Raw genomic sequence first — 24920 nt, forward strand, 5'->3', positions numbered from 1 at the left:
AGACGGCCCGTGGCACCGGTATGACCGACGGCGACGCGGACCGGCTCTACCCGAACCGCGGAGCGCCGGCCAACGAGAACGGCACCGGTGCGAACGACCGGGCCGGCGTCTCCCGTCGCGGGTTGCTCGCGGGGTCGGCGACCGCCGGCGCGGCGCTCGCAGCGGGGTGTTCGAGCGGGTCGACGGACGATGCTGACGGGCCGAGAGCGACGACGACCGCCGACGGTACCGGGAGCGGAGAAGGGGGCGAGGCCACCGTCTTCGTGTTCAACACCGACGACGCGACGGTGAGTATCGTCGACCCGGAGCGCGACGAGGTCGTCGACACCCAGCACCTCGGCCTCTCGGCGTCGTTCCCCTCGAACCAGTACACTCCCGAGCTGACGACCGACGCCGCGGATCCGCTCTGGCTGAACGTGAATCGCGGGGTTCGCGCGCTCGCGGCCGGGTCGCTCTCGGAGGTCGCGCACGTCGACACCGGGTCGGGGTCGAACTGGCAGGAGCTGACGCCCGACGGCGAGTCGGTCGTCGTCAGCGCCCGTGAACCGGCCCACGTCAACTACCGCATCGACGCCGACCGCGACTCGGAGACGTTCGGCGAGATCACCGGTGAGATCGACCGGACCGACGAGGGCGGTCGCGGCGGCAACGAGGGGCCGGGACCGTGCGACGTGACGATCCACCCCGACGGGGAGTTCGCGTTCGTGCCCGACCTCTTCGGGGACACGCTGACCGTCCTCGACCTCGAGAACTTCGAGATAGAGACGCAGGTCGACGTGCCGCCGGTCGGCGACGGTGCGAACGCGGACGGCGCGGGGAGCGCGTCGAAACCGTGGATGGGGACCGTCGCGCCCAGCGGCGACCGGCTGCTGGTCGAACACCAGACGGGGACCGAGAGCGTCTGGGACACGAGCGACCCCGCGAGTCCCGAGCTACTCGCGCAGCTGACGCCCGACGACGGCCTCGGCGAGGGGGCGTTGACCAGCGAAGTCGGGCCGGACTCGCGGGTCGGGTACGTCTTCACGCCCGGGACGGACGACGTGTCGGTCGTCGACGTCGAGGATCGGGAAGTCGACGGGCGCATCGACCTCGGCGGCGCAGCGTTCGTCGGTACCTGGGGCCCGAGCCACGAGAAGCTCTACGTGCCGGTCCAGACGAACGACGAGGTCGCGGTGATCGACCACGGGTCGCGCGAGATCGTCGAGCGGATTTCGGTCGGCTCGGCGCCCTACGGCGCGACGGCCGCGCGCGTCCGTCCGGAGACGGACGAGGCGGCGAGCCTGCTCGCGGCGATGGCCGCGGTCGGGCTGAACGTGGGCGAGGCCGACACGACGTACTGCATCGGCAACTGCGCCTGCGGCCACCAGCTATAGCGGAATCGGATCTGCGTCGGACCGTCAGTGGACGGTGACTTCGCCGTCCTCGACGGTGATGTCGAGGAGGCTCGTCGCCTCGTAGTCGGTCTCGTCGAGCGCGCTCTCGCCGACCTTGCGGAGGACGACGACGATGTCCGCGACCTCGGCGCCGATGTCGTCGAGCGCCTGGGTGATCGCGGCGAGCGTCCCGCCGGTCGACAGCAAGTCGTCGACGATGAGCACGCGGTCGCCGTCCTCGATGTCGTTGATGTACATCTCGGAGCTGGAGTAGCCGGTCGACTTCTGCAGGGCGACCTCGTCGGGGAGGCCGTACTCGCGCTTGCGGATGACGACGAGCGGGATGTCGGTCTGCAGGGAGAGCGCGGTGGCGACGTGGATTCCCATCGCCTCGGGCGCGACGATCTTGTCCACGTCCAGGTCGGCGTTGCGGACGATGCCGACGACGACCTCGCGCAGGAGCGCGGGGTCGAGCATCGGCACGCCGTTGCTGATCGGGTGGACGAGGTACTCGTAGCCGTCCTTGTCGATGATTGGCGCCTCGTGCAGTGACGCGCGGAGCCGTTCCATGCCGTCCGGTTGCCGAGGGTCGCAAAAAAACTCCTGTTTGCGGGCCGCAAGCGTCGGCGATCCCGACGGATTAGAGTCGCGGTTCGCGCTTACTCGGGGACCGTGCCCTCGACGCCCTCGACGTAGCTGCCCATGTCCTGGAACAGCGTCGCGTCGTCGGCGTCGGCGAACTCACTGTCGGCCCACACGTCGGTGTCGCCGCTCTCGATGGCCGAGCGGGTCTCCTCGACCGTCGACTTCACGTCGTCCGGCACTTCGGGGCCCCAGTCGGAGAGGCCGACGATACCGTCTTCGAGGCCCGCCCAGTAGAAGTCCGGTTCCCACGAGCCGTCGTGGATGGCTTCGAGCGTGGGGCCGTAGAACTCCTCCCAGTGCCAGATGGGGGAGGTGACGTAGCTGTCACCGCCCTGTTCGTTCATCGGGGCGTCGTAGCCGGTGGCCCAGATGTCGGCGTCGGCCGCGGCCTGGACGGCCGCCGCGGAGTCCTGGTGCTGGGCCATCACGTCGACGCCCTCGTCGATGAGCGCGGTCGCCGCCTCCTTCTCCTTCGGCGGGTCGTACCACGTGTTCGTCCAGCGGACCTTGGTGGTCACGTCCTCGTTGACCGAGCGCGCGCCGAGCGTGAACGCGTTGATGCCGCGGACGACTTCCGCGATGGGGATCGCCGCCACGTAGCCGAGCGTGTTCGCCTCGGTCAGCATCCCCGCAGCGACGCCCGCCATGTACCGCGCCTGGTACATCCGACCGAAGTACCGGCCCATGTTCTCGCGCGTCTCGTATCCCGAACAGTGCTCGAAGAGCGTGTCAGGGTTGTCCTCCGCGACCGACACCATCGTGTCCATGTATCCGAAGGTGTTGCCGAAGACGACGTCGTAGTCGTCCTGGACGTACTGTTCGAAGACCGACTTCGCGTCCGATGGAGCGACGGCCTCCGTGTGGCCGGTCTCCAGCCAGTCGTACTCCTCGGCGACGGCCTGTCGGCCCTGTTCGTGCGCCCACGACCAGCCCTTGTCGCCGACCTCCGAGTTGTAGACGAACGCGGCCTTGACGGTGTCTTTCCCGCCGGATCCACCGTCGCCGCCGTCGCCGCCGTCGCCCGTTTCCGTTCCGGTGTCGCCCGTTCCCGAGCAGCCGGCCAGTCCGGCCGCGCCCGCGAGACCCAGTGCCTTGATCGCCCGTCGTCGTGTGATGTCTGTCGACATTGTTGTGTCCGTGGCTGTGACCCGGGGATCTCGCCCCGGTCGACCGCTCCTCGTCTGGTACGGATATGCGGGAATTGATAAGGTTGCCTATAGCGCACTGGATAGCGGTATTAGGACTACAGAGACCCTCTAGGACCCGGCGCCAGCGGCGGTCTACGCGCCGTGTGAGCGCGAACCGGGGCGAGCGCCAAACGGTATCTTCAAGGACGCTCGAAGCCCTGCCGGATCGTAATGGCCGAGGACGCGTTCCTCCGGATGTCGGACGTCCGCAAGGAGTTCCCGGGGGTCGTCGCCAACGACGATATCGACTTCTCAGTCCGCCGCGGCGAGATTCACGGGCTCCTCGGCGAGAACGGCGCCGGCAAGAGCACGCTGATGAAGATCCTCTACGGGCTCTACGACGCCGACGGGGGCACGGTCCACCTCGGCGACCGCCGGCTCGATCTCGATTCGCCACAGGACGCCATCGACCGCGGCATCGGCATGGTCCACCAGCACTTCAAACTCATCCCGCGACTCTCAGTCGCCGAGAACGTGGTCCTCGGCGAGCGCGAGCCCGCTGGCCCGTTCCGCGACCGGGCGAGCGACGAGCCAAAAGGAGACGACACAGACGACAGCTCCGATGCAGACGAGGGCGCCGACACGGACGGCTGGCTGCCCGACGCCGTCCGTCGCAATCGGGTGGCCCGCGCCCTCGCCGAGCGATTCTCGCTCGGGCTGGACGCGTCCGCCGAGGAGATCGAGGCGCTGGCCGACGAGTACGGCTTCGACGTCGACGTGCGGGCGCCCGTCCACGAACTCGACGTGGGGCAGCGCCAGCGCGTCGAGATCCTGAAGGCCCTGTACCGCGACGTGGATCTGCTCGTCCTCGACGAGCCGACCGCCGTCCTCACGCCGACGGAGGCCGACCGCCTGTTCGAGACGCTCCGCGCGCTGGCCGACGAGAGCATCGCCATCGTCTTCATCACGCACAAGCTCTCGGAGGCGACGGCGATCACCGACCGCGTGACGGTCCTCAGAGAGGGGAAGAACGTCGGGACCGTCGAGACGAGCGACGTCGACCAGTCTGACCTCGCGCGGATGATGGTCGGCCGCGAGGTGCTGTTCTCGCTGGACCGGGAGTCGGTCGACCCCGGCGCGCCTGTCCTCGACGCGACGGGCCTGCGAGTCGACGACGACCGCGGGATCGAAGCCCTCTCCGGGGTCGACCTGTCGGTCCGCGAGGGCGAGATCGTGGGTGTCGCGGGCGTGAGCGGCAACGGACAGCGCGAACTCGCGGAGACGCTGGCCGGCGTCCGGTCGCCGACCGCCGGAACTCTGGCCGTCGACGGGACGGACCTGACCGGCGAATCGGCCCGGACGTTCGTCGACAGCGGCGTCTCGTACGTCCCCGAGGACCGCCACGAGTACGGCTGTGCCCCGGAGCTGTCGGTGATGCACAACGCCGCGCTGAAGGAGTACCGCGACGGGCGCTTCGACGACGGACCGTTCCTCGACTACGACGAACTGCGCAGCTACGCTCAGGAGGTCGTCGACGAGTTCGACGTGCGCGGCGTCCACGACGTGCGCGAGGTGGCCGCGGGCGACCTCTCGGGGGGGAACCTCCAGAAGCTCATCCTCGGGCGGGAACTCGCCCGCGACCCGGACCTGCTCGTCGCCCACCAGCCGACCCGCGGGGTCGACGTCGGTGCCATCGAGTTCCTCCGGGACGCGCTGCTCGACCAGCGCGCCGAGGGGACCGGCATCGTCCTCATCTCCGAGGACCTGGACGAACTGTTCGACCTGAGCGACCGCCTGCTCGTGCTGTACGAGGGGGAGGTCGTCCACGAGACGACGCCGGAAGCCGCCGACCGCGAACGCGTCGGGCTGCGGATGACCGGCGGCGCAGCCGACCCGGACGAGGCGGCCAGCGACCAGGCCACCGACGACGCGGGCGCGACCGACCGGGCGATGACCGACGGCGGGGATGCGCTCGGTACCGGGCAGACGCTCGATGACGGGGATGCGCCCGATGACGGGGACGCGACCGGTGGCGGTGATCCGCGGTGAACGTCTCGGTCGACCTCTCGGCGCGTGACGAGGTCCCGACGTGGCTGGCCTACGGGACGCCGGTGTTCACGGTGGTCGGCGCGCTCGCGCTGAGCGCCGTCGCGCTGGTCGCGCTGTCGGTCGACCCCGTCGCCGCGTACAACACGATGTTCCTGGAGACGCTGACGGACCCGTTCGGACTCCGCCAGACCGCGACGCGGACGGTCCCGCTCGTCCTGACCGGGCTGGCGGTCTATCTCCCCCTGCGAGCGGGACTGTGGAACGTCGGCGCGGAGGGGCAACTCTACGCCGGCGCCGTCGTCGGGACGTGGATCGGGCTGAACGTCTCGCTCCCGACGGTCGCGCTGATCCCGCTCGCGCTCCTGGGCGCCGGCATCGCCGGCGGCCTCTGGGCGGGGATCCCCGGTTTTCTCAGAGCGAAGTGGGACGTCAACGAGATCATCACGACGCTGCTTTTGACCTTCGTCGCGATCCAGTTCGCGAGCTACCTCGTCCGCGGGCCGATGCAGGGCGGCAGCGGGAACTTCCCCGGGAGCGCGCTATTGCCCGACGCGGCGCAGTTCCCGGCGATCCCTGTCCTCGACGTGCACGCGGGCTTCCTCGTCGGCCTGCTCGCCGTCGCGACGACGGCGATCATCGTCGGTCGGACGCGCGTCGGCTTCGACGTCACGTTCGTCGGGTCGAACCCGCTCGCGGCCGCCCAGGCGGGGATGAGCACGTTTCGGGTGTACCTGTTCGTGTTCTTCGTCGGAGGCGCGTTCGCGGGACTCGCCGGCTTCAGCGAGATCGCCGGCGTCCAGGAACGACTGCGGCCCGAGTTCTCCTCGGGGTACGGCTTCACCGCGATCCCTATCGCGCTCCTCGGGCGCAACGGCGCCGTCCGCGTGCTTCTGGCGGCGGCATTCTTCGCCTTGCTGTTCGTCGGCGGGTCGAAACTGGAGGTGTCCTACGGCGTCCCCGCGGCGCTCGTGGACGTGATCCAGGCGCTCGTGATCCTCTTTCTCATCACCGCGGAGTTCATCAAACGCTACAGCGTCGACGTGGAGATAGATCGAGGGCCGTCGCCGGCCGCCGAGGCGGGTGAGGCGAGATGACGGCGTCGGTCGGACGGACGGCCGGATCTATCGGATCGACTCGACGGTACGGCGGGGGTGGGGCCTGATGGTGGGCTTCACCGCCGGACTGCTCGACGCGGCGGTGCGGGCGTCGACGGTGTTCATCTTCGCGGCGCTCGGCGAGATCATCAGCGAACGCGGAGGCGTCCTGAACCTCGGCGTCGAGGGGATGATGCTCGTCGGCGCGCTCGGCGGGTTCGCGACGACGGTCGTCACCGGCAGCTACTGGCTCGGCTTTCTCGTCGGCACCGCCCTCGGCGCGCTCCTCGCACTCGTCCACGCCTTCCTCTGTATCACCCTGAAATCGAGCCAGGTGATCAGCGGGATCATGCTGACGCTGCTGGGGACCGGCCTCACGACGTTCTTCGGCGCAGAGTGGGTCGACAAGTCGATCGACGGGTTCCCCCAGACGACGCTCCCGCTCGTGGGCCGATACCTCGTCGAGATACCGATCATCGGCGAGGCGTTGTTCCGCAGCACGGCGCCCGACTTCATCGCGCTCGCGCTGGTGCCGATCGTCTGGTGGTTCCTCTTCCGGACCAACCTCGGGCTGGAGGTCATCGCCGTCGGCGAGGACCCCGAGACGGCCGACACCATGGGCGTCGACGTGTTCAAGATGCGCTATCTCTGTGTGCTGCTCGGCGGCGCCTTCGCCGGCGCGGCGGGCGCGCACCTCTCGCTGGCGTTCTCGCAGCTGTGGGCGACCGGCATGGTCGCCGGTCGCGGGTGGATCGCCGTCGCACTGGTCATCTTCGCGCAGTGGCGGCCGGAACGGGCGCTCGTCGGCGCGTACCTGTTCGGCCTGCTCGACGCGCTCCAGTTGCGTTCACAGGGGATCGACCTGGCGCTGGACGCGGGCGCGCCGCTTTCCGGCGTCGTCAACCCGCTGCTCGAACTGCTGATGCACCCGACGATCATGGCCACCTACCCGTACCTCGCGACGATCTTCGTCCTCGTGGTCACGGTCGTCCGCTTCGACGACTCGCGACTGGGGGCGCCGAGCGCGTTGCTGGAACCGTACAGCCGCGAGACGGACTGACCAGTCGCCGGCGAAGCCGCCCTTCTGCAGTCCGGTGTCTCAGATTTCGCGGGAGCGCGACGACTCCCGGACGTCGAACGCGCTGTACGCCGCTACGAGGTGGACGGCGACCATGAGCGTCAGGAATCCGACGTTCCACCAGGGGTTGTCGTAGTAGAGCACGTCGATCCCCCACGAGCCGTCGACGAACGGCCACAGCGGTTCGATCGGCGTCGAGATGTCCGGCGCCGACAGCATGTCGGCGAAGACGTGACTGAGCCCGCCGACGGCGAACGCGGCCGTCGAGAACAGGAACGTCTGCTGGGTGTCGAAGCGTTGGCCGTCGGTCCAGCCGTCGATCCGATCGGTGAGCGTCGCGGCCACGATCGCACCGGCGACTACGCTTATCGCGGCGGCGAACACGACCGTGTGGGTGACGCCGTGGTGGTGGACCAGGTCCGGGAACGCCATCGCGACGTACTTGTCGACGTCCGGAACCGGCGCCATCAGGACAGCGAACGCGACGAAGAGCGCGCTCACGCGCTCGTCCCAGAGGAACCACGCCGGCAGCGACCACAACAGTCCCATCGCCAGGTGTCCCATCACGTCGACCATGTCGGACGGAAATAGGGGAGCGCGACGGATAGGGCGGGGGCCTGCACACGAAGCCGAAACGGCGAAAAGGACTGTTCAGTGGATCGTTCCCGCGAGCCGTCACTCGTCGCGGAGCGCCTTCGGGTGCGTCTCACTCGTCGCGGAGGGCGTCGAGGTCGGCCCGCGTGTTCACGTTCGTCGCCGCCGCTGCCAGCGGCGCGTTCGGGTCGTCGACCGCGATCCGTTCGACCGTCAGCCGGTCGAGCAGCGCCATCACCGCGTCGTCGTCGGAGAGCCCGTCCAGCGCCGCGGAGAGCCCAGAGCGTCGATACAGCGCGTGGAGCGGCTGATCGAACCCGTCGACGGCCGGCACGACGGCGTCGATCCGACCGGCGTCCGAACGGGACCTGTCCGAGCGGTGGTCGTCCGAACGGTGACCGTCCGAGCGACTGTCTCCCGGCACGCGGGCCCGGAGCGCGTCGACGCTCTCCGCCGTGACCAGCGGCATGTCGCACGCGCAGACGAACAGCCAGGGCGCGTCGATGGCCTCGACGGCGGCGTCGAGGCCGGCCAGCGGTCCCGAACGGTCGGCGTCGTCGCGGACCGTCTCGACCGGCCCGTCGATCGCCCTGCGCAACCGTTCGGCCTGCGAGTCCGTCGCGACCGAGAGGACGGGAGTCCCGTCGGTCCCGTCGGCGACCGCCTCGACGACGTGCGCGACGACGGGCCGACCGTCGAGAGTCGCGAGCGCCTTGTTCTCCTCCCCGAACCGGGTGCTCCGCCCGCCGGCGAGGACGACGCCGCGGACCCGCTCGGAACGCGATTCTGCCATCGATACCGGATAGGGCCGCCGCCGGTATGTCACTGTCCCATTCGGCCTGATGGTGGCCGGTGCCGACGGGCAGCCCGGACGTCGACCGGTAACGGCCTGCGCCACCAGCGTCGACCGCTGCCCCGAACATGGCATGAGGAATTTACATGCCGGTGGAACCCCCAGTCGGGGTATGCAGGTTCTGGGGATCACCGGCCCGTCGGACTCGGGCAAGACGACGCTGGTCGAGCGGCTCGCCGAGCGGCTGTCGACGGAGGGGCGCGTGGCGACGGTGAAACACCTCAAGACGAATCCGACCGTCGACACCGAGGGGAAAGACACCGCCCGCCACCGCGCCGCCGGTGCCCACGCTACGTACGGGATCACCGACGACTCGGGCTGGTTCGCCACCGGCGCGGAGCGGACCCTGGACGAGACGCTCGACGACCTCGCGCCCGAGTACGACTACGCGCTCGTCGAGGGGTACAGCGGCGCCGACGTCCCCACCGTCGCGCTCGGCGGCCGCGACCACGCCGGCGAGACGGTCGCCGCGGCCCCCGAGGCAGACGCCATCGACGTCGACGAGGTCGTCGCTGCCCTCGACGACCTCGAACCGTACGAGTGTCTCGCGTCGCTGGTCGCCGCGGTGAAGGAGTCACCCGACGCCCGCTACAGCGGCGCGATCGCGACGTTCACCGGCCGCGTTCGGACGCAGGAGGACGCCGACGACGACCCGACAGAACACCTGGAGTTCGAGAAGTACGACGGCGTCGCCGAGGACCGACTGGCGACCATCCGCGAGGAACTCGAAGCCAGAGAGGGCGTGTACGAAGTCCGGCTGCACCACCGGACCGGCGTCGTCGAGGCCGGCGAGGACATCGTCTTCGTGGTCGTGCTGGCGGGCCACCGTGGGGAAGCCTTCGAGACGGTCGAAGACGGGATCGACCGGCTGAAAGACGAGGTCCCGCTGTTCAAGAAGGAGGTCACCGTCGACGACGCCTTCTGGTCCCACGAGCGACCCGAGAAGTAGGTCCGGGCGCGGGATCGGCGCGTCAGTCCCGTTCCATCCTGTGGACGAGGAAAAAACCCAGGAAGAGCCCGACCAGCAAGAGCAGGTAGACGCCGGCGAGCATGATCGCGTCCTCGCTGCTCTCGACGTCGGAGGGTTTGAAGATGATGATCTGTCGGACCACGGCGATCAGGCCGGCGTGGATGACGGCCTTGACGACGTTCTTCGCCTCGACGTACGCGACGATCGTCCGGAAGAGTTCGATGACGATGAACAGGTAGAGCACGATGTCGATTGTCGTGTTGATCAGCCCGACGGCGTTCTTGTACCCCAGGATCTCGAACGCCTGGGCGGCCCTGACGAGCGTCGCGAGGAGGTTGATCACCCCGACGACGAGAACGACGACGAGAACGAGCGCGATGACGGCCTGTATCGCCACGACCGTCTCGCTGAGAGACTCCGTGAACCGGGTGACGCGCCTGTCGCTCACGCTCGGCGACCCCTCGGTGGCGTCGTCAGTGCCTTTCGGTCCGTCCGGCGGTTTTCCCGAGTCGTCCATGGTAGTTCACGCGACCGCACCGCCCGGCGACGCGGTCGACGGATCGCGCCGACCACGCCGGTGGTGAGTGTACGCGTGGGTCGGTGAGACCGAAAGACCTGTGGCTGCCCTCGCTTGCTTGGTGCGGCCCCGTCCCTTTCCCGCCGGAGGCCCAACGAGGGCCATGTCTCAGCGGAACGACGAGCGGTGTGACTATCAGCTGGACGTCGGCCTCCCGGACGAGGAACTGTCCACGGAACCGTGCGGTCGGCCGCTCTGGGAGGACCGCGACCGGTGCGTCTGGCACACCAAGGAAGCGGGGAAAACGCAGGACGACCTCGAGGAGAGCCTCCCGGACCCGGAGGAGAACCTCAACGGCGCGTACCTGCAACAGGCCGAGCTGTCGGGTATCGACTGGTTCGAGGACCGCGAGCTGGTCGGGGCCGACTTCACCGAGGCGCACCTGAACGGCGCCGACTTCTCCGGCGCGAACCTGATGCTGGCGACGCTGACCAGCGTGAGCGGTATCAACGCGGACTTCCAGGAAACAAACCTCGAGGGCGCGATCTTCACGAACGCGGATCTCCGCCGGGCGAACCTCGAGGGAGCGCTCCTCAACGAGGCGGTGTTCACCGACGTCCACATCGACAGCGAGACCACGCTGGGGGACTCCTCGGTCTACGAACGCGAGCGCGTCAGCCCGAAGCTCGGCGACGACCACCCCCTCGAATCCGCCTCGTGGGCGTATCGCCAGCTCCAGCAGATCTACCGCGACAACGGGCTCCCGTACCTGGCCAAGCGGAGTTACAACCAGGAGAAAGACGCGCGCCGGAAGCTCGCGTGGACGAAAGGGGACTACCCCAGCGCGATCAAGCGAGAACTCTCCCGCTGGATCGCGCTCTACGGCAGCAGTCCGTACCGGATCCTGTTGACGTCGCTCGTCGTCATCGTCGGCGCGGCGGTCGTCTACCCGCTCACGGGCGGCGTGCGGGAGGTCTTCACCGACAGTGCGATCACCTACACGCTCGAAGATCCCGGTGACGCGCCCGTCCAGTGGATCGGTCGCGTCCTCTTCAAGAGTCTCTACTTCAGCGTGATCACGTTCACGACGCTCGGGTACGGAGACATCCAGCCCGTCGGCGCGGCCGCCCGGCTGGTGGCCGGCGTCGAGTCGCTCCTCGGTGCGCTCCTCGCCGCCCTGCTCGTGTTCGTGCTCACGCGACTGGTGACGTGGTGAACCGATGCCGGTCCACGACGACTGCCCCGGCCCGCGTCGACCGCCACCGAACGACGACTGCCCCGGCCCGCGTCGACCGCCACCGGACGACGGCTCGTCGCCGGACGAGCGTTCGTTACAGGTTAGTTCCGACGGGACGAAGGGGATGGGGAACGGGCGTTCACCGGTCGATCTGGAGGTCCTGGCGCAGGAGTATCTCGTCGTCGGTGACTTCCTCGACGTACTCGTCCCGGAGGGGCGCCTCGCGGATGTCCGGGTCGTCGTCCCAGCCGAGCCTGGCCTCGATCCGGTCGGTCCAGCTGGGGTGAGTGTCGACGTAGGCCGTCCCGTTCTCGAAGTCCTCGACGATCCCGATCTCGTCGCCGACCGGGTTGACCACCGTCTTTCCGACGTCGTCCTCGGTGAGGGTCACCATGTGTCCGTGTTCGGGCGATATCATCGTCAGCGCTCGGCACGCGCTCGCAGGCCGGCGCTGACAGGCGAACGGCACACGGGACGGTTGGCGGGAACGCGCCGTCGAGTCAGCAGAACGATTCCCAGCGCTGGACGGCCACCGGTTCGCCGGCGGCGACGCCTTCCAGGCTCTCGGGGACGACGACCCAGCCGTCGGCAGCGGCGACCGAGGAGAGGACGCCGGCGCCGCCGCGAACCGGTTCGACGGCCCCCTCGCCCGTCTTCCGGACCCTGACGAACGACCGGACGCCGACTTCGCTGGCGATCTTCCGGTCGAGGGTCGCCTCGAACTCGGGGAACGGCTCCGGTTCGAAGCCGCCGGCGCGGGCGACGACGGGGCGCAACAGCTGGACGGCGGTCACGAGGCAGGAGACGGGGTAGCCGGGGAGCGTCAGCACGGGCGTCCCGTCGACGACGCCGTAGCCGACCGGGTGGCCGGGTTTGAGCGCGACGCCGTGGCCCAGCACGTCGCCGAGGTCCGCGACTACGTCGGCGATCAGGTCGCGCTCGCCCACGGAGGAGCCGCCGGTCGTCACGACGACGTCGTGGTCGGTGTCGCGGGAGACCGCCTCGCGCAGCACCGCCTCGTCGTCACCGACGATGTCCCGATAGGTCGCGTCGCCGCCCCAGCGTTCGACGAGCCGGGAGACGGTCAGCCCGTTCGTCTCCGTCGTCTCGCCGTAGCCGGGGTCGAAGTCGACCAGTTCCTCGCCCGTGGGTACGACGCTGACCCGCGGACGCGGTCTGACGGCCACAGAACGGTGCCCGCCGGCTTTCAGCAGCCCCAGGTCCGAGGGACGCAGGCGTCTGCCGGCGTCGAAGATCCGGGCGCCCGACTGCACGTCCTCGCCGGCGGGCGCGACGTTCTCGCCGGGCGGGACCGCGACGGCGACTTCGATCCGGTCGCCGCGCGCGTCGGTCTCCTCCACCTTCACCACAGCGTCCGCGCCGTCGGGCAGCGGACTCCCGGTGTGGACGTAGCGGGCCTGTCCGTCGCCGACCGCGCCGTCGACGGCGTCATCAGAACTCCAGGAGTTCTGATCGCCCGTCGGATTCGGTCCGACGGCGTCGAGGACGACAGGGGAGCGGCCGCTCGCGTCGTGCGTGTCGGTCGCGCGGACGGCGTAGCCGTCCATCGCCGCGCGGTCGAAGCCGGGCACGTCCCGTTCGGCGTCGACCGGGTCCGCCAGGGTGGCCCCCTCCGCGTCCGCGACGGCGATCGATTCGGCCGTCTCCGGCGGGTCGACGGCCGACAGCAGTTCCTCTCGCGCGGCCGCGAGACGCGTCACCTCCGCGAAGCCCTCGTGTCCCATTACGGATCGTTCGCCGGCGACGGGCAAAAACGCCGTGGAAGCGCTCCCGTCGTCCCGACCGCACGGCCGCTCACTGCATCGACTCACGACCGACGAGGAGGCTCCGGTCGACGGAGACCCACGTCGACATGCGCTCGACGCCGGTCGCACCAGACGGGTAGACCGTACACCGGTCCGGCCGGTCCGCGTACGTGACGAGCGCGAGTTCGAGCCGCGGCGCGTCGGGACGGCGCGGTCCGTCCGGGCCGGCGGGAGGGGTCGGGCTCTCGGGGAACGGGTCGTCGTCCGTCCGGGTACGTCGGGACATCGTGGTGGTCAGGTGGAGCGTCGGGAGGCCGGCCTATGACGGCTGCTATGACTTCTGTATAGCGGTACGTAGGCCGGGGAAACCGACCCCGGACCTACGGACGGACGGTCCGGAGCACCCACGTCTCGGGGTTCGCTCGCTCGACGTCGAAGGGCGACACGTCCGCGGGGTCGTCGACGTGCGCCGACAGGGTGGCGAGGAACGACCGCACCGGCGTCGGGTCGCGGTCGCTGACGAGGACGAACGCCTCGCCGCGCTCGGTCGCGTCGAAGGTCGCGCGGACGCGGTCGTGGCGTTCGTCGGCAGCGACGCCGCGGAGATCCAGCGCGTCGTCCGGGACGTCGACCGCCCAGATGTCTTCGACGCGTTCGTGAGCGTCCTCGCCCAGTTCCTGCATCTGTTCGGGCACCTCCCCGGGACGGGGCGTCTGCTGTACGCTCGGGTCGAAGTCCAGTTCCGCGAGGACCGGCGCGTCCAGCCCGTCGAACGGGTCGCCGTGCGCGAAGAGGTCGTGCTCGTCGCCGCAGCTGGGGCAGGTGAACCCGGCCATGTTGACGGTGACGCCCACCACCGGCACGTCGTTGTCGCGGAAGAGGTCGAGCGAGCGCGCGGTGTCGGTGACGGCGGCGTGGAACGGGGTGGTCACGAAGACGACGCCGTCGAGGTGGACCTCCTGGAGCGTCGTCAGCACGACGTCGCCGGTCCCCGGCGGGAGGTCGACGACGAGCGCGTCCAGGTCGCCCCAGGCGGTGTCCTGGAACAGTTCCGAGAGCGCGTCGTGGGCCATCGCGCCCCTCCAGGCCAGCGGGGCGCCCTCGGCCATCAGCCCGACGCTCATCACGTCGAGGTCGCCCGCCTCGACGGGGAGTGGGTTGCCGTCGTCGTCGGAGTAGACCGGCCCGTCGACCTCCAGCACGTCGGGGACGTTCGGTCCGTGGATGTCGGCGTCGAACAGGCCGACGTCCAGTCCCGCGCCGGCCATCGCGCAGGCGAGGTGCGTCGCGACGGTGGTCTTGCCGACGCCGCCCTTCGCGCTGGCGACCGCGACGACGCGGTCCACGTCCGCGAGACCGGGCGTCCGGTCACCGTCGACGCTTGGCGTCGCCTGCTCGACGTGGGCGTGTTCGACGCCGGGCACGTCCGACACGGCGCGGAGCATCGCGTTCGTGACCTGTTCGCCACCCTCGGGGTCGAAATCGGCCAGGTCCGCGACGACCGTGACGGCCCCCTCGGAGACGGCCACGTCCGACACGAGTCCGGCCTCGAAGACGTCCTTTCCGACCTCGGGGTCGCGGACCTGCCGGAGCGCGGCTTCGACCGCTTCGGTCAGTCCGGCGTCGTCGGGTGGCTGTTCGTCGATGCGGTCTCGATCGTCGGGAGTCACGTCGGAGTCGGTGTGTTCAGACATTGTGGGGTGGACAGCGGATAGCGCGGATCGGAGGGCGTTCAGAGGTCGGGCTGGCGATTCAGGTGGTCCTCGCCCGGCAGGGTGGTGTCGCCGCGGTCGAGCGCGCCGGTGAACTGCCGGCGGAAGCGGCCGGGATCGGCCTCCAGCGCTCGCGCGGCGGTCCCGCGGACGATCCTGGGTTCGGACTCGTCGCTCGCTTTCTCGCGGAGCGCCTCGCGGGCGCGGTCGTCGTCGACCCCCGCGAGGAGGTGGACCGCCCACTCGCGAACCCGTTCGCTCTCGTCGTCGACCGCGTCGAGCAGGGGTTCGAGCGCCCCCTCGCCGCGGCGCTTGAACGCGGAGACGAGCGCGTTCCGGCGGACGGCGTGGTGCTCGTCGTCGAACGCCGCCTCGATCCGGTCGGCGTACCGCTCGCGGTCGAGCCGGTCGAGCGCGACGACCGCTTCCGCGCGAACCCAGGGGTCCTCGTCCTCGGTGATCTCCAGCGCCGCGCGCTCGGCGTGCTCCCCGCCGAGTTTCGCGAGCGCCTCGACGGCGAACTGGCGCACGTCCGACTCGTCGTCCCGCAGGCCCGCGGTGACGAGCGCCTCGACGATGGCCGGATCGTGGTCCTCTTCAGCGAGCGCGAGCGCGGCCCGCTGGCGCTCGACGGCGTCGCCCGCCGCCAGACGTTCGAGCTTCTCTTCGGCCGAGTCGCTCGCGATTAGCGAGACGTCCGTCGCGGCAAGCTCGCGCGGCGTCGCCTCGCCGATCGTCACGTCCTCGCGGCTCACCTCGATGTCGTCGAGGCCGGCGTGGTCGGCGCCGAACCCGGGACTCTGTTCGGGGTGGACCCGCGGGTCGGTCGGCCCGTCGGTCGCCTCCTCGGGGTCACGCATCGGCGACACCCCGCGGGGACGGAGCGGTCCCGTCGGGCGCGACGCCGGCCGCAATCGGGCCCCACTCGCGGACGAGCACGACGAGGCCGAGCGCGAACGCGACCGCCCGGGGGAGCGTCGCCGGGACCCCCGCTGCCAGCAGGAGCGCGGCGCCGACGGCCGGGCCGAGTGCGCCGCGGCGGGCGTCGGCGACCGCGGTCGCGACCGCGCCGCCGATACCGAGCGCCAGCAGGACGAACGGGACCGACCCGGCGCCGAACGCCACGAGCACGACCGCGCCCGCGACGAACGGCGCGCTCGCCGCCGCGACGGCGACGGCGAACGCGGCGAGCGCCCACAGCCCCAGCTCGACCGCGCCGTCGAGGACGCGGACGAGCGGGAGCGCGGCCAGCGTCGCGAACGCCAGCGCCGCGCCCGCTGGGCGGAACGTCGTCGTCTCGATGCCCGCCGAGGCGACGAGCGACCACGTGAGCGCGAGGACGCCCAGCGCGGCCAGCGCTGCCGGCCCGAGCGCCGGGCCGAGTGCGTCGCGGAGGTCGGTGTCCGCCCGCAACGGGTCGACCAGCCGACCAAGTTCGAGCGGGAGCGCCACCGTCGTTCCGACCAGGACGGCGGCAGCGGCCGGGAGCCACGCGGCGGGGTCGACGGCCCCGAGCACCGCGAAGACGCCGACGGCCGCGAGCGCGATTCGCTCGCCCCGGCGGTCCGTCGCGATGGCCAGCCCGAGCATCGCCAGTGCGGGGACGACGCCGGCGGCCGCCGTCGCCGCCGGCGTCGCCGTCCGCGCGACCGGCGGGAGCGTCGTCGGCGCGTTTCGCAGCAGGCGCAGCCCCAGCACGCCGGCGGTCGGGACCAGCGCGACGGCGCCCAGGAGGGTCGCGAGCGAGACCGGGAGGGCCGCGGCGCGGTAGCCCCGCTCGTCGTCCGCCAGGCCTGTTCCGTCGGCGGTCGGCTGGCTCACCGCGACCCCTCCAGTCGCTCGGCCAGTTCGGCGGTGTCCGCGGCGACGAGCCGCCGGCAGAAGCCGCCGAGTTCGCCGAAGTAGCCCGTGCCCGGTTCGCCGTCGAGCGCGCCGGCGACCCCCTCGGAGAGGACCGCCAGGTGGCGGTCGAGGAAGTCGAGGCGGGCGCGGGCCGCGTCGGCGTCGACGGCCGCCTCGCGCCGGCAGAGGTAGCCCGCGAACTCCAGTTCCAGCCGGAGGTGGTCGTGGTTCTCCCGGCGGCCGGTGTCCACTTCGACGCCGAAGTAGTCGTAGGCCCGGGCGAGGTCGAGGTTCACGTCGTTCCACGACGCCTCCGGGCGGTAGGCCGACTCGTACAGCGACACCGTCGGCCCCTCGGCGTCGACCGTGCCGTCGGTCCGGTCCTCGACGGTGGTGTGGCCGACGACGAACAGGTCGTTGAACCGCGCGCAGACCGTCTCGCGGTCGTCGTCGACGGTCAGGTCCGGCGGGGCCACGTCGAGCGCCGTCCGGTCGAGCAACCGTCGGCACTCCCGGTCGAGCGCGCCCGATTCGAGCGCCCCGTACAGTTCCTCGTCTGGCTCGGTCATCGCGCGGGCGACGAGCGCGTAGAGCGCGCCGCGGGCGGCGGCGTCGCGGTCGGCGTCGGTCGGCGGATCGGCCGGGTCCGCCGCGGTCGGGGCCGGCGCGTCGCTCGGTGCGTCGCTCACGCCGGGTCACCTCGGGTCCGGCGCACGCCCTCGATCGTCACGACGGTGACGAACAGGATCGCGAGGCCGGCGACCGCCCAGAGGATCGTCTCGTAGGGCGGTCCCTGCGGCCCGGGCCCCATCGCGAGGTAGTGCCACTCGCTGACGGCCTTCCGTCCGGCCCGCTCGTCGTAGGAGCCGTTCCAGACCGCCACCGACAGGTCGACGTCCTGTTCGCCGGAGAGGTCCGTCCGGTTGCCCTCCGCGGCGGCATCGCGGGTGAACGCGACGTGCCACTCGCCGTCCTCGTGGACGGCGTCGGTGGAGACGCTCGTCGACTCGAAGTCCGTCGTCGTCCCCGCGCCACCGGCCAGCAGTTCCTCGGTCCTGCCGTCGCCGGTCCAGTACCAGACGTTGACGCGGTTGTCGGCCCCGCCCATCGCGATGGGGGGCCTGGCGCTCGCGTTCTCGGGCACCTGCACGGCGACGGCGTCGGCGAACTCCCGCGGCGCCGACGCGTTCCGGTCGGCGGTCGCGTCCGGCCACGAGACGCGGACGAAGACGTGCGAGCCGTTCGTCGCCGCGCGGACCTGCGCCTCGCTGACCGAGACGTTGCTCGCCCCCGGGAGCCCGCTCGGGGCGCTCGACAGCGCGAGTTCGACGCTCGGGACGGTCGTCCAGGCGTCCGCCGTCGGGTGCGTGGCGTTCGCGCCGACCTCGCCCATCGGAACCTCGTTGGCCGGCCGCGCGCTCGTCAGCGACGGGAGGACCGCCGCGGCGGTCACGGCGAGGACGACGACCGCGGCGACCGTCAGCCAGGAGCGGTCCGCTCCGCGCCGCTCGCGGGGTGGGTCGGGTCGCCGCTCCGACTCGCCCGGCGACTCGCGTCGCTCACGCATCGTCGAACACCTCCAGTCTGTACTGCTGGGCCGGGTTCTTGTCCTGGAGTAGCTCCATGAGTTCGCTGTCCTCGCCGCGGCGGACCCGGTCGCGGTGGCGCTCGATGGTGTCGAGCGCCTCGTTGACGCGGTCGCCGAACAGCTCTTCGAGGTAGTCGTTGGGGATGCGGTCCACCGTCTGGACGGTCTCGCCGTCCTCGGAGTGCTGGGGCGGCGCGTACGGCGGGATGTAGAACACGTTCGGCACCGTCTCGAACTCCGGGTGCAGCGGCAGCGCCACCTCGTACTCCTCGACGAGCTTGTAGATTGGGCCGTCCTCGTCGTCGAGGTAGCCGACCAGTCGGAGCTGGGGCGGGCACTCCTCCGCGCAGGCGGTCGCGTGGACCGTGTCGTCGGGTCCTTCGCCCTCGATGCGCGGGAAGCAGAAGATGCACTTCTCCGACTTCTTCGAGACGGCGTTGTAGTACACCTTCTTGTACGGACAGCCCTCGACGCAGTAGCGATACCCCCGACAGCGCTCCTGGTCGACGAGGACGATGCCGTCCTCCTCGCGCTTGTACAGCGCCTTGCGGGGACACGCCTCCACACAGGAGGGATGCGTGCAGTGGTTGCAGATCCGCGGCAGGTAGAAGTAGTAGCTGTTGGGGTACTCGCCGGCGCCCTGGTCCTCGTCCCAGTTCGGGCCCCACTCGGGGTCGCTCTGGGGCCGCAGCGGCTCGTCGCTCCCGTCGTAGAAGATCTCGGAGTGGTTGAACTCCCAGTCGCCGCCGTAGCGCTCCTCGCCCGGGATCTCGCCGGGGTCGCGTTCACTGTGGTCGTCGGACTTCCAGCCACCGCCCGACTCCTCCCACCCCTTCGGGTAGCCCTCGCCGGGTTTGGTCTCGACGTTGTTCCAGTACATGTACTCCCGGCCGCCACCCTCCGTCCAGAGGGTCTTGCACGCGACCGTGCAGGTCTGGCAACCGATGCACTTGTTGAGGTCCATCACCATCGCGACCTGGTGGTCGACGCCGTCCGCGATGTCGATGTTCGTGTCCGCGTCCTGGGCGTCGTCAGTGCTCACGAGCTGTCACCTCCTCCGTCCGCGACGGGTTCTCCGCCGGCCAGTCGGACGCTGGCCTCGGCGTCGCCCTGGTCGACCGGCCGCACGTCGACGCGCACGTCGGAGTTGACGCCGGTCGGCCCCCAGTAGTTGGGGAAGAAGTACAGGTGTTCGCCCGTGTCCGCGGGGTACTGGACCAGCTGCGTCGGTTTCATGTACATCGGGACGAGCGTGTTGAAGTTGTCCCGGCTGGGGTACTGGAACTTCTCCCAGGAGAAGAAGTGCCTGACCGTGCCGGGTTCGCTCGACGGGTAGATCTTCGCCTCCACCTGGACGCTGCCGAGGTCGTTGAACACCTCGACGGTGTCGCCGTCCTCGATGCCCCGTTCGGCGGCGTCCTCGGGGTTGAGGAAGACCGTCGGTTCGCCCCGCTGGAGGCGGAGCATCGTCTCGTTGTCCCGCCAGGTCGAGTGGATCGCCCAGCGGCTGTGGGGCGTGTTGTACGAGAGCGGGTAGCTCCCGCCGGTGTTGGTGGGTCCCTCCTTGTGGGTCGGCAGTTGCTCGCCGAGTTCGAGGAACCAGTCGTGGTCGACGTAGTACTGCTGGCGGCCCGTGAAGGTCGGCCACGGTTCCTTGTCCTGGACGTACTGCTTCCACGGCGCGTACGCCTCGCCGTCCTCGATGTCCGAGGTCCAGTGGTCGCCGGCAGCGAGGAACCGCTGTGGCTGCTCGTCGGTGTCCTCGAAGGTGATCTGCTCGTCGCTCCCTTCGGGATTGGTCTCCTCGGAGTGTTCGAGGATGTACTCGCAGGCCGCGCGATCCTCCGCGAGCGCCCCGTCCTCGCCGGTCTCCCAGTCGCGCACGTAGTCGTCGTAGATGGACTGGAGGTCGATCTGGCGGTCGAACTTGCGGTCGTCGATCGGTTCGACGCCGCGCTCGGTGGCGACCTCCTGGATCTTCTCGGCGAGGTCGCGGAAGATCTGCCAGTCGGTCCTGGCCTCGCCCAGCGGTTCGACCGCGGGCGTGAACGGATGCACGTACGTGTGCATGTCCGTCATCGAGAGGTCGTACTTCTCGTAGTGGCTCGCCGCGGGGAGCACGATGTCCGAGTACAGCGCCGTCGAGTCCATCCGGAAGTTGATGTCCACGACGAGGTCGAGTTTGGGCCACAGGTTCTCCTCGACGGCGACGTTGCCCTTCGCCTGGTTGAAGTAGTTACCGCGCCAGACGAACATCGTGGACGGGTCAGGGCGGGAGCCGTCGTCGCGCTCCTCGGGGTAGACCGGCATCCACCCCTTGTCGATGGACTCCCGGATCTTGTCGGCGGTGTCCTCGTCGGTGTTGTCGAGGATGCCCGCGTGGAAATACGTCCACAGCGTCGTCGGGACGCCGCGCACGCTCCCCGTGGGGAAGGATAGGGTCTTCCAGCCGTGGAACGTCCAGATCTTCTCCTGGCCGACGTAGTGGTCGAGGCCGGTCCCCTGCTCGCCGAGGTTCCCGGTCAGCGTGACGAGCAACTGGATCGCACGGTTGCCCAGGTCGTTGTGGTACCAGTCGTTGACGCCCTTGCCGTGGATGATCTTCGCCTTGTCCGCCTCGGCGAACTCGCGGGCGATCCGCTGGTAGGTCTCCTCGCCGACGTTCGTCTCCTCGTGGACGAACTCCGGCGTGTACTGGGCCAGTTCGTCCCGGAGGTTCTCCCAGACCGACCGGACGTCGACGCTGTCCCCGTCCGCGTCCTCAGACAGGTCGACCGAGCGCTCGACGGCCAGTCGCGGGTCGAAGTCGAGTTCGATGCTCGCCTCGGAGTCGTGCTGGCCGTCGCGGTCGCCCAGCGACCCCGGAGCCAGCCGCAGGTTCCCGTCGCCGTCGACCATGACGAACGCCTTCTCGGGGCGGTCGACGCCGTCGCCGAGGCCCGGGACCTCGCTCGCGCGCAGGAACTTGCCGGTGTCCTCGCGGACGAGCAGCGGCATGTCGGTCTGCTCTTTGAGGTGGGCCTCGTCGTACAGTTCCTCGTCGACGATGGTCTGTGCCATCCCCAGGGCGAGCGCGGTGTCGGTGCCGCCGTCCGGGGAGATCCACTCGTCGGTGTGGATCGCCGTCTGTGAGTAGTCGGTGAACACGCCGACGCGCTTGGTCCCGTTGTAGCCGGCGTCGAGGAAGAACTTCGCGTCGGGGATGCGCGTGACGTTGATGTTCGACCCCCACGCGATGATGTAGTCTGCGTTGTACCAGTCGGCGCTCTCGGCGTTGTCCGTCTGGGTCCCCCACGTGATCGGCTGGCCCGGCGGCAGGTCCGAGTACCAGTCGTAGAAGCTGTGACTGACGCCGCCGAGCAGGTTGACCAGCCGCGACCCCGAGGCGAACGAGACCGGACTCATCGCCGGGATCGGGGTGAACCCCGAGATGGCGTCGTAGCGGCCTGCTTCGACCTCGTCGACGACGTGCTCGGCGATCTCCGTCAGGGCTTCGTCCCAGGAGATGCGCTGCCACTTGCCTTCGCCGCGCTCGCCGGTGCGACGCATCGGGTACTTGATGCGCTGGTCGGCGTTGACGTAGTCGGTGTAGCAGGCGCCCTTCTGACACCCGCGGGGGTTGGGATCCGGCAGCGACTCGTCGAAGTTCGGGTAGTCGCCGGCCTGCTCCTCGCGCCAGACCTGGCCGTTCTTGACGTAGACGTTCCACGAACACGAGCCCGTGCAGTTGACCGAGTGCGTCGAGCGGTGTTTCGAGTCCCAGTCCCACTCGTCGCGGTACAGGTCTTCCCACTCGCGATACGGGTAGTCGCCGATGGGGTCGTTGACGACCTGCAGGCGCGTCATCTGCAGGAAGTCCTGCGCGAGCCCGGTCTGGGAGGCCCCCGCGCCGGCGACGCCGGCCGCGCCGACGCCCTTCAGGAAGTCGCGGCGGGAGACGTCGACGTCCGCGCCGCCGTCAGTCTCGGCACGGTCGGTCGCTTCGCTGTCGATACCAGTCGTCTCGCCCTCGGTCGTGTCGTGGTCGGTCATGTGGGAATCGTCGGTCATTGCTTCGAGATCAGCACGGTCGCGAGTCCGAGTGCGACGCCGAGCGCCGCGAGCACGACGCCGGGGAGCGTGTCGCCACCGACCGCCAGCCCCCCGGCTATCAGCGCGACGCCGGCGAGTTTCGTGAGTCTGTCCAGCCAGCGGTAGCGGCGCGCGGACATCGTGACGGCGTGTCGCACCTCGTCGCTCATCGGTCGCCCTCCTCCGGCGTGTCGTCAGCCGATTCGCCGCCACTCCTGTCGGCCTGTTCCGACGAGGCATCGCTCGCTGTGTCTTCTCGCGGGCTTCGCCCGCTCGAACGGTTCGAGGGACTGCGTCCCTCGCCACTCGCGATACCGCCGTTCGCCATCTCGGCGTCGGCGGTCCCGCCGCCGCCGGACGGCTCGTCGCCGAAGCCGCCCAGCGTCGCGTACGTGAGTAGTCCGGAGCCGATCGGGACGCCGACCAGCGCGCCGATCAGGAGCGGCTTGATCGCGTCCGTCGAGGTGCCGAGCACGTCCGCGACGATGACGTCCATGCCCGCGATGGACGCGACCATCACGAACGTGACGCCGGCGACGCCGACCGCCGTCTGCCAGGGTCGCCTGATCGGGTCGGCCGTGAAGTGGACCGGTTCGTCGTGGTAATCGACGAAGGGCCAGATCGCGACGGCCGCGAACACCAGTCCCGGCAGGGCGAGTCCGCCGACGAACTCGGAGCTGACGTGGACGCCCAGCAGGTCGAAGCTCATCCACGAGGGGACGAGCTTCAGGAACCCGTAGCCCCACATCAGGAACCAGTCCGGCATGATGAGCGCCGGCGTCGACGCCGGGTCGTTCGGGCCGTACTCGGCGATGTTGTGAACCGGCAGGAACCCGGCCAGAAGCGACAGGGCCGCCAGCGTCAGGAAGAAGACGACGGCGCTGACCGCCGCCTGGTTCGGGAAGGCGGGCAGCCCGACGACGACGCTGTCGTCCTCGCGGTCGACCGTCTCGCGACCGCCGCCACCGGCGGCGTGGACGTCCTCGTCGCGGCCGTCTTCCGTGTGTTTCTGCCTGACGAGGATCGCCATGTGGACGGCGATCAGCCCCGCGATGACCACCGGTATCACGAACACGTGGAGGAAGTAAAAGCGCGGGATCGTCGCGCTGGAGGGGAACTCGCCGCCGAAGACGAGCCTGCCGACCAGATCGCCGACCAGCGGGATCGACAGCGCGACGTTGTAGCCGATGCCGACGGCGGTGCTGGCGAACTCGTCGAACGGGAGCGCGTAGCCCGTGTACGCGGCGAACATCGACGTGCCCGCGAGCGCGGTGCCGACGAGCCAGTTGGGTTCGCGCGGGTTGCGATAGGCGCCGGTGAAGAACACCCGCAACATGTGCAACGCCATCGAGGCGACGAACAGGTGGGCCGCCCAGTGGTGCATCCGGCGGATCAGCATGCCGAACGGCACGTCGTAGGTGATGTTGAGGACGCTCGCGAACGCCCCCGGGAGCTCCTCGCCCTGGTACTCGGCGACGCTGCCCTCGTACTCGACCTCGGAGGTCGAGGGTTCGAAGAAGAACCCGAGGAACACGCCGGTCAGCACGAGCATCAGGAAGCAAAACAGCGCGACCTCACCGAGCAGGAACGAGTCCTCGGCGGGGAAGGCCTTCCCCAGGATCGACCGCTCCCCGTCCAGGTCGAGGCGGGCGTCCGCCCAGCCGTAGGCGCGGTAGAGGGGGTCGAGGCGGCTCATCACTCACCTCCGGGACCGACTGGTCCCTCGAAGTCGCCGGTCGCGACCAGATACCCCTCGCTCGACAGCGTGATCGGCAACTGGGGGAGCGCCCGGCCCGGCGGTCCGCCGGTGACCGTCGCGCCAGACAGCGGGTCGAACCGTCCCGAGTGACACGGGCAGATCAGCGTCTGTCCCTCCCTGTTTGCGACCATACACCCCGCGTGCGTGCAGACCTTCGAGTAGGCGGCGTAGCCGCCCACGGTCGACTCCATCCGGGTCTCCCCGCCGTAGGCGTCCTCGGCGAAGCGCACGAGCAGCGTCGGCGCCCGGTCGATCCCCGGACGCGGCTCCGGAAAGACGGTTAGCTGTTCGCCTTCGCTCAGGCGACCCTCCTCGATGCGCTCGCCGAACTCGTCGACCAGCGGCACGCCGTCGGAGTAGACAGGCCCGGAGTACCCTCGTTCGAAGACGCGGGTGAGGCTCGCCAGCGGCGCGGCGAGGCTGCCCAGCGCCGTCAGCCCGCCGACCGTCGCGAGCGCCTTGGCGTAGTCGCGGCGCTCCATCTGCGCACGGGCGTCGCCCCAGAACTCCTGGTAGATGCTCGGCTCGGTGGCCGTCCCGTCGCAGGAGTGACACTCGTCGGTCGCCGCACCGTGGCCCGTGTCCGCCATCGGGTAGCTACGCGTGAGATCCACCTCGTCCAGGTTGGGTCGCTCCTCGTCAGTG

Annotated in this window: 24 protein-coding genes; 6 read left to right on the forward strand and 18 right to left on the reverse strand. The window is 70.0% G+C overall.

Translation table 11 applies throughout. The features are described 5' to 3' along the window. The first annotated feature begins 20 nt into the window (after nucleotides 1-20). On the forward strand, nucleotides 21-1373 hold the full coding sequence (locus ACMGFE_RS20455) for a YncE family protein (protein ID WP_436927140.1): 1353 nt from the start codon (nucleotides 21-23) through the stop codon (nucleotides 1371-1373). Nucleotides 1374-1397: 24 nt separating this feature from the next. On the opposite strand, the gene hpt is transcribed toward ACMGFE_RS20455, so the two are convergent. Together hpt and ACMGFE_RS20465 are read right to left on the reverse strand one after the other, a co-directional pair. After that, on the reverse strand, nucleotides 1398-1943 hold the full coding sequence (gene hpt, locus ACMGFE_RS20460; RefSeq protein ID WP_415381261.1) for a hypoxanthine/guanine phosphoribosyltransferase: 546 nt from the start codon (nucleotides 1941-1943) through the stop codon (nucleotides 1398-1400). 89 nt (nucleotides 1944-2032) lie between these two features. Next, nucleotides 2033-3145: a BMP family ABC transporter substrate-binding protein gene (locus tag ACMGFE_RS20465; protein WP_436927142.1), complete on the reverse strand. Its 1113-nt coding sequence runs from the start codon at nucleotides 3143-3145 to the stop codon at nucleotides 2033-2035. Nucleotides 3146-3376: 231 nt separating this feature from the next. Here ACMGFE_RS20465 and ACMGFE_RS20470 point away from each other — a divergent pair, with 231 nt between their 5' ends. From ACMGFE_RS20470 to ACMGFE_RS20480, 3 genes are all read left to right on the forward strand, one after another. Then, a complete protein-coding gene (locus ACMGFE_RS20470) occupies nucleotides 3377-5194 on the forward strand; it encodes an ABC transporter ATP-binding protein (RefSeq protein WP_436927143.1) in 1818 nt (605 codons plus the stop codon). Continuing rightward, complete coding sequence (locus tag ACMGFE_RS20475) at nucleotides 5191-6288, forward strand: ABC transporter permease (RefSeq protein WP_436927145.1); 1098 nt, start codon at nucleotides 5191-5193, stop codon at nucleotides 6286-6288. The genes ACMGFE_RS20470 and ACMGFE_RS20475 overlap by 4 nt, the downstream gene beginning before the upstream one ends. A 67-nt stretch (nucleotides 6289-6355) precedes the next feature. After that, complete coding sequence (locus ACMGFE_RS20480; RefSeq protein WP_436927270.1) at nucleotides 6356-7348, forward strand: ABC transporter permease; 993 nt, start codon at nucleotides 6356-6358, stop codon at nucleotides 7346-7348. A gap of 39 nt (nucleotides 7349-7387) precedes the next feature. Here ACMGFE_RS20480 and ACMGFE_RS20485 read toward each other — a convergent pair whose 3' ends face one another. Both ACMGFE_RS20485 and mobA read right to left on the reverse strand, forming a co-directional pair. Then, on the reverse strand, nucleotides 7388-7942 hold the full coding sequence (locus ACMGFE_RS20485; RefSeq protein WP_436927147.1) for a metal-dependent hydrolase: 555 nt from the start codon (nucleotides 7940-7942) through the stop codon (nucleotides 7388-7390). 130 nt (nucleotides 7943-8072) lie between these two features. After that, entirely contained in the window at nucleotides 8073-8753 is a 681-nt protein-coding gene (gene mobA / locus ACMGFE_RS20490; RefSeq protein ID WP_436927149.1) for a molybdenum cofactor guanylyltransferase, read from the reverse strand. 172 nt (nucleotides 8754-8925) lie between these two features. Between mobA and ACMGFE_RS20495 the strand changes: the two genes are divergently transcribed. Beyond that, nucleotides 8926-9762 (forward strand): molybdopterin synthase, encoded by an 837-nt coding sequence (locus ACMGFE_RS20495; RefSeq protein WP_436927150.1) that lies wholly within the window; start codon nucleotides 8926-8928, stop codon nucleotides 9760-9762. A gap of 22 nt (nucleotides 9763-9784) precedes the next feature. On the opposite strand, the gene ACMGFE_RS20500 is transcribed toward ACMGFE_RS20495, so the two are convergent. Continuing rightward, nucleotides 9785-10300 (reverse strand): phosphate-starvation-inducible PsiE family protein, encoded by a 516-nt coding sequence (locus ACMGFE_RS20500; RefSeq protein ID WP_436927151.1) that lies wholly within the window; start codon nucleotides 10298-10300, stop codon nucleotides 9785-9787. Nucleotides 10301-10463: 163 nt separating this feature from the next. On the opposite strand from ACMGFE_RS20500, the gene ACMGFE_RS20505 reads away from it, so the two are divergent. After that, the gene (locus ACMGFE_RS20505) at nucleotides 10464-11516 is read left to right on the forward strand and encodes a pentapeptide repeat-containing protein (RefSeq protein WP_436927152.1); all 1053 of its coding nucleotides are present in this window, start codon (nucleotides 10464-10466) and stop codon (nucleotides 11514-11516) included. Between the two features lie 160 nt (nucleotides 11517-11676). Here ACMGFE_RS20505 and ACMGFE_RS20510 read toward each other — a convergent pair whose 3' ends face one another. The 13 genes from ACMGFE_RS20510 to ACMGFE_RS20570 form a co-directional block, all read right to left on the reverse strand. Next, a complete protein-coding gene (locus tag ACMGFE_RS20510) occupies nucleotides 11677-11955 on the reverse strand; it encodes a DUF8593 domain-containing protein (RefSeq protein ID WP_436927153.1) in 279 nt (92 codons plus the stop codon). Between the two features lie 82 nt (nucleotides 11956-12037). Beyond that, on the reverse strand, nucleotides 12038-13282 hold the full coding sequence (locus ACMGFE_RS20515) for a molybdopterin molybdotransferase MoeA (RefSeq protein ID WP_436927154.1): 1245 nt from the start codon (nucleotides 13280-13282) through the stop codon (nucleotides 12038-12040). Nucleotides 13283-13352: 70 nt separating this feature from the next. Beyond that, entirely contained in the window at nucleotides 13353-13589 is a 237-nt protein-coding gene (locus tag ACMGFE_RS20520; protein ID WP_436927155.1) for a DUF7511 domain-containing protein, read from the reverse strand. A gap of 94 nt (nucleotides 13590-13683) precedes the next feature. Next, nucleotides 13684-14997 carry a P-loop NTPase gene (locus ACMGFE_RS20525; protein ID WP_436927156.1) on the reverse strand — a complete coding sequence of 438 codons (1314 nt, stop codon included), beginning with the start codon at nucleotides 14995-14997 and terminating at the stop codon, nucleotides 13684-13686. Between the two features lie 38 nt (nucleotides 14998-15035). Then, nucleotides 15036-15875 (reverse strand): HEAT repeat domain-containing protein, encoded by an 840-nt coding sequence (locus ACMGFE_RS20530; protein ID WP_436927157.1) that lies wholly within the window; start codon nucleotides 15873-15875, stop codon nucleotides 15036-15038. Then, nucleotides 15868-16836 (reverse strand): DUF8068 family protein, encoded by a 969-nt coding sequence (locus tag ACMGFE_RS20535; RefSeq protein ID WP_436927158.1) that lies wholly within the window; start codon nucleotides 16834-16836, stop codon nucleotides 15868-15870. Before ACMGFE_RS20535 ends, ACMGFE_RS20530 begins: the two co-directional genes overlap by 8 nt. Further along, on the reverse strand, nucleotides 16833-17546 hold the full coding sequence (locus ACMGFE_RS20540) for a molecular chaperone TorD family protein (protein WP_436927159.1): 714 nt from the start codon (nucleotides 17544-17546) through the stop codon (nucleotides 16833-16835). The genes ACMGFE_RS20535 and ACMGFE_RS20540 overlap by 4 nt, the downstream gene beginning before the upstream one ends. Then, complete coding sequence (locus tag ACMGFE_RS20545) at nucleotides 17543-18424, reverse strand: ethylbenzene dehydrogenase-related protein (protein ID WP_436927160.1); 882 nt, start codon at nucleotides 18422-18424, stop codon at nucleotides 17543-17545. Before ACMGFE_RS20545 ends, ACMGFE_RS20540 begins: the two co-directional genes overlap by 4 nt. Continuing rightward, entirely contained in the window at nucleotides 18417-19487 is a 1071-nt protein-coding gene (narH, locus tag ACMGFE_RS20550) for a nitrate reductase subunit beta (RefSeq protein WP_436927161.1), read from the reverse strand. Before narH ends, ACMGFE_RS20545 begins: the two co-directional genes overlap by 8 nt. Beyond that, nucleotides 19484-22495: a nitrate reductase subunit alpha gene (narG, locus tag ACMGFE_RS20555; protein ID WP_436927162.1), complete on the reverse strand. Its 3012-nt coding sequence runs from the start codon at nucleotides 22493-22495 to the stop codon at nucleotides 19484-19486. The genes narH and narG overlap by 4 nt, the downstream gene beginning before the upstream one ends. Beyond that, entirely contained in the window at nucleotides 22492-22686 is a 195-nt protein-coding gene (locus tag ACMGFE_RS20560; RefSeq protein ID WP_436927163.1) for a DUF8120 family protein, read from the reverse strand. Before ACMGFE_RS20560 ends, narG begins: the two co-directional genes overlap by 4 nt. Then, a complete protein-coding gene (locus ACMGFE_RS20565) occupies nucleotides 22683-24212 on the reverse strand; it encodes a cytochrome b (protein WP_436927164.1) in 1530 nt (509 codons plus the stop codon). The genes ACMGFE_RS20560 and ACMGFE_RS20565 overlap by 4 nt, the downstream gene beginning before the upstream one ends. After that, complete coding sequence (locus tag ACMGFE_RS20570) at nucleotides 24212-24865, reverse strand: QcrA and Rieske domain-containing protein (protein WP_436927271.1); 654 nt, start codon at nucleotides 24863-24865, stop codon at nucleotides 24212-24214. Before ACMGFE_RS20570 ends, ACMGFE_RS20565 begins: the two co-directional genes overlap by 1 nt. Between the last annotated feature and the right edge of the window lie 55 nt (nucleotides 24866-24920).

The organism is Halosimplex amylolyticum, from assembly GCF_051414035.1.
Classification (GTDB): domain Archaea; phylum Halobacteriota; class Halobacteria; order Halobacteriales; family Haloarculaceae; genus Halosimplex; species Halosimplex amylolyticum.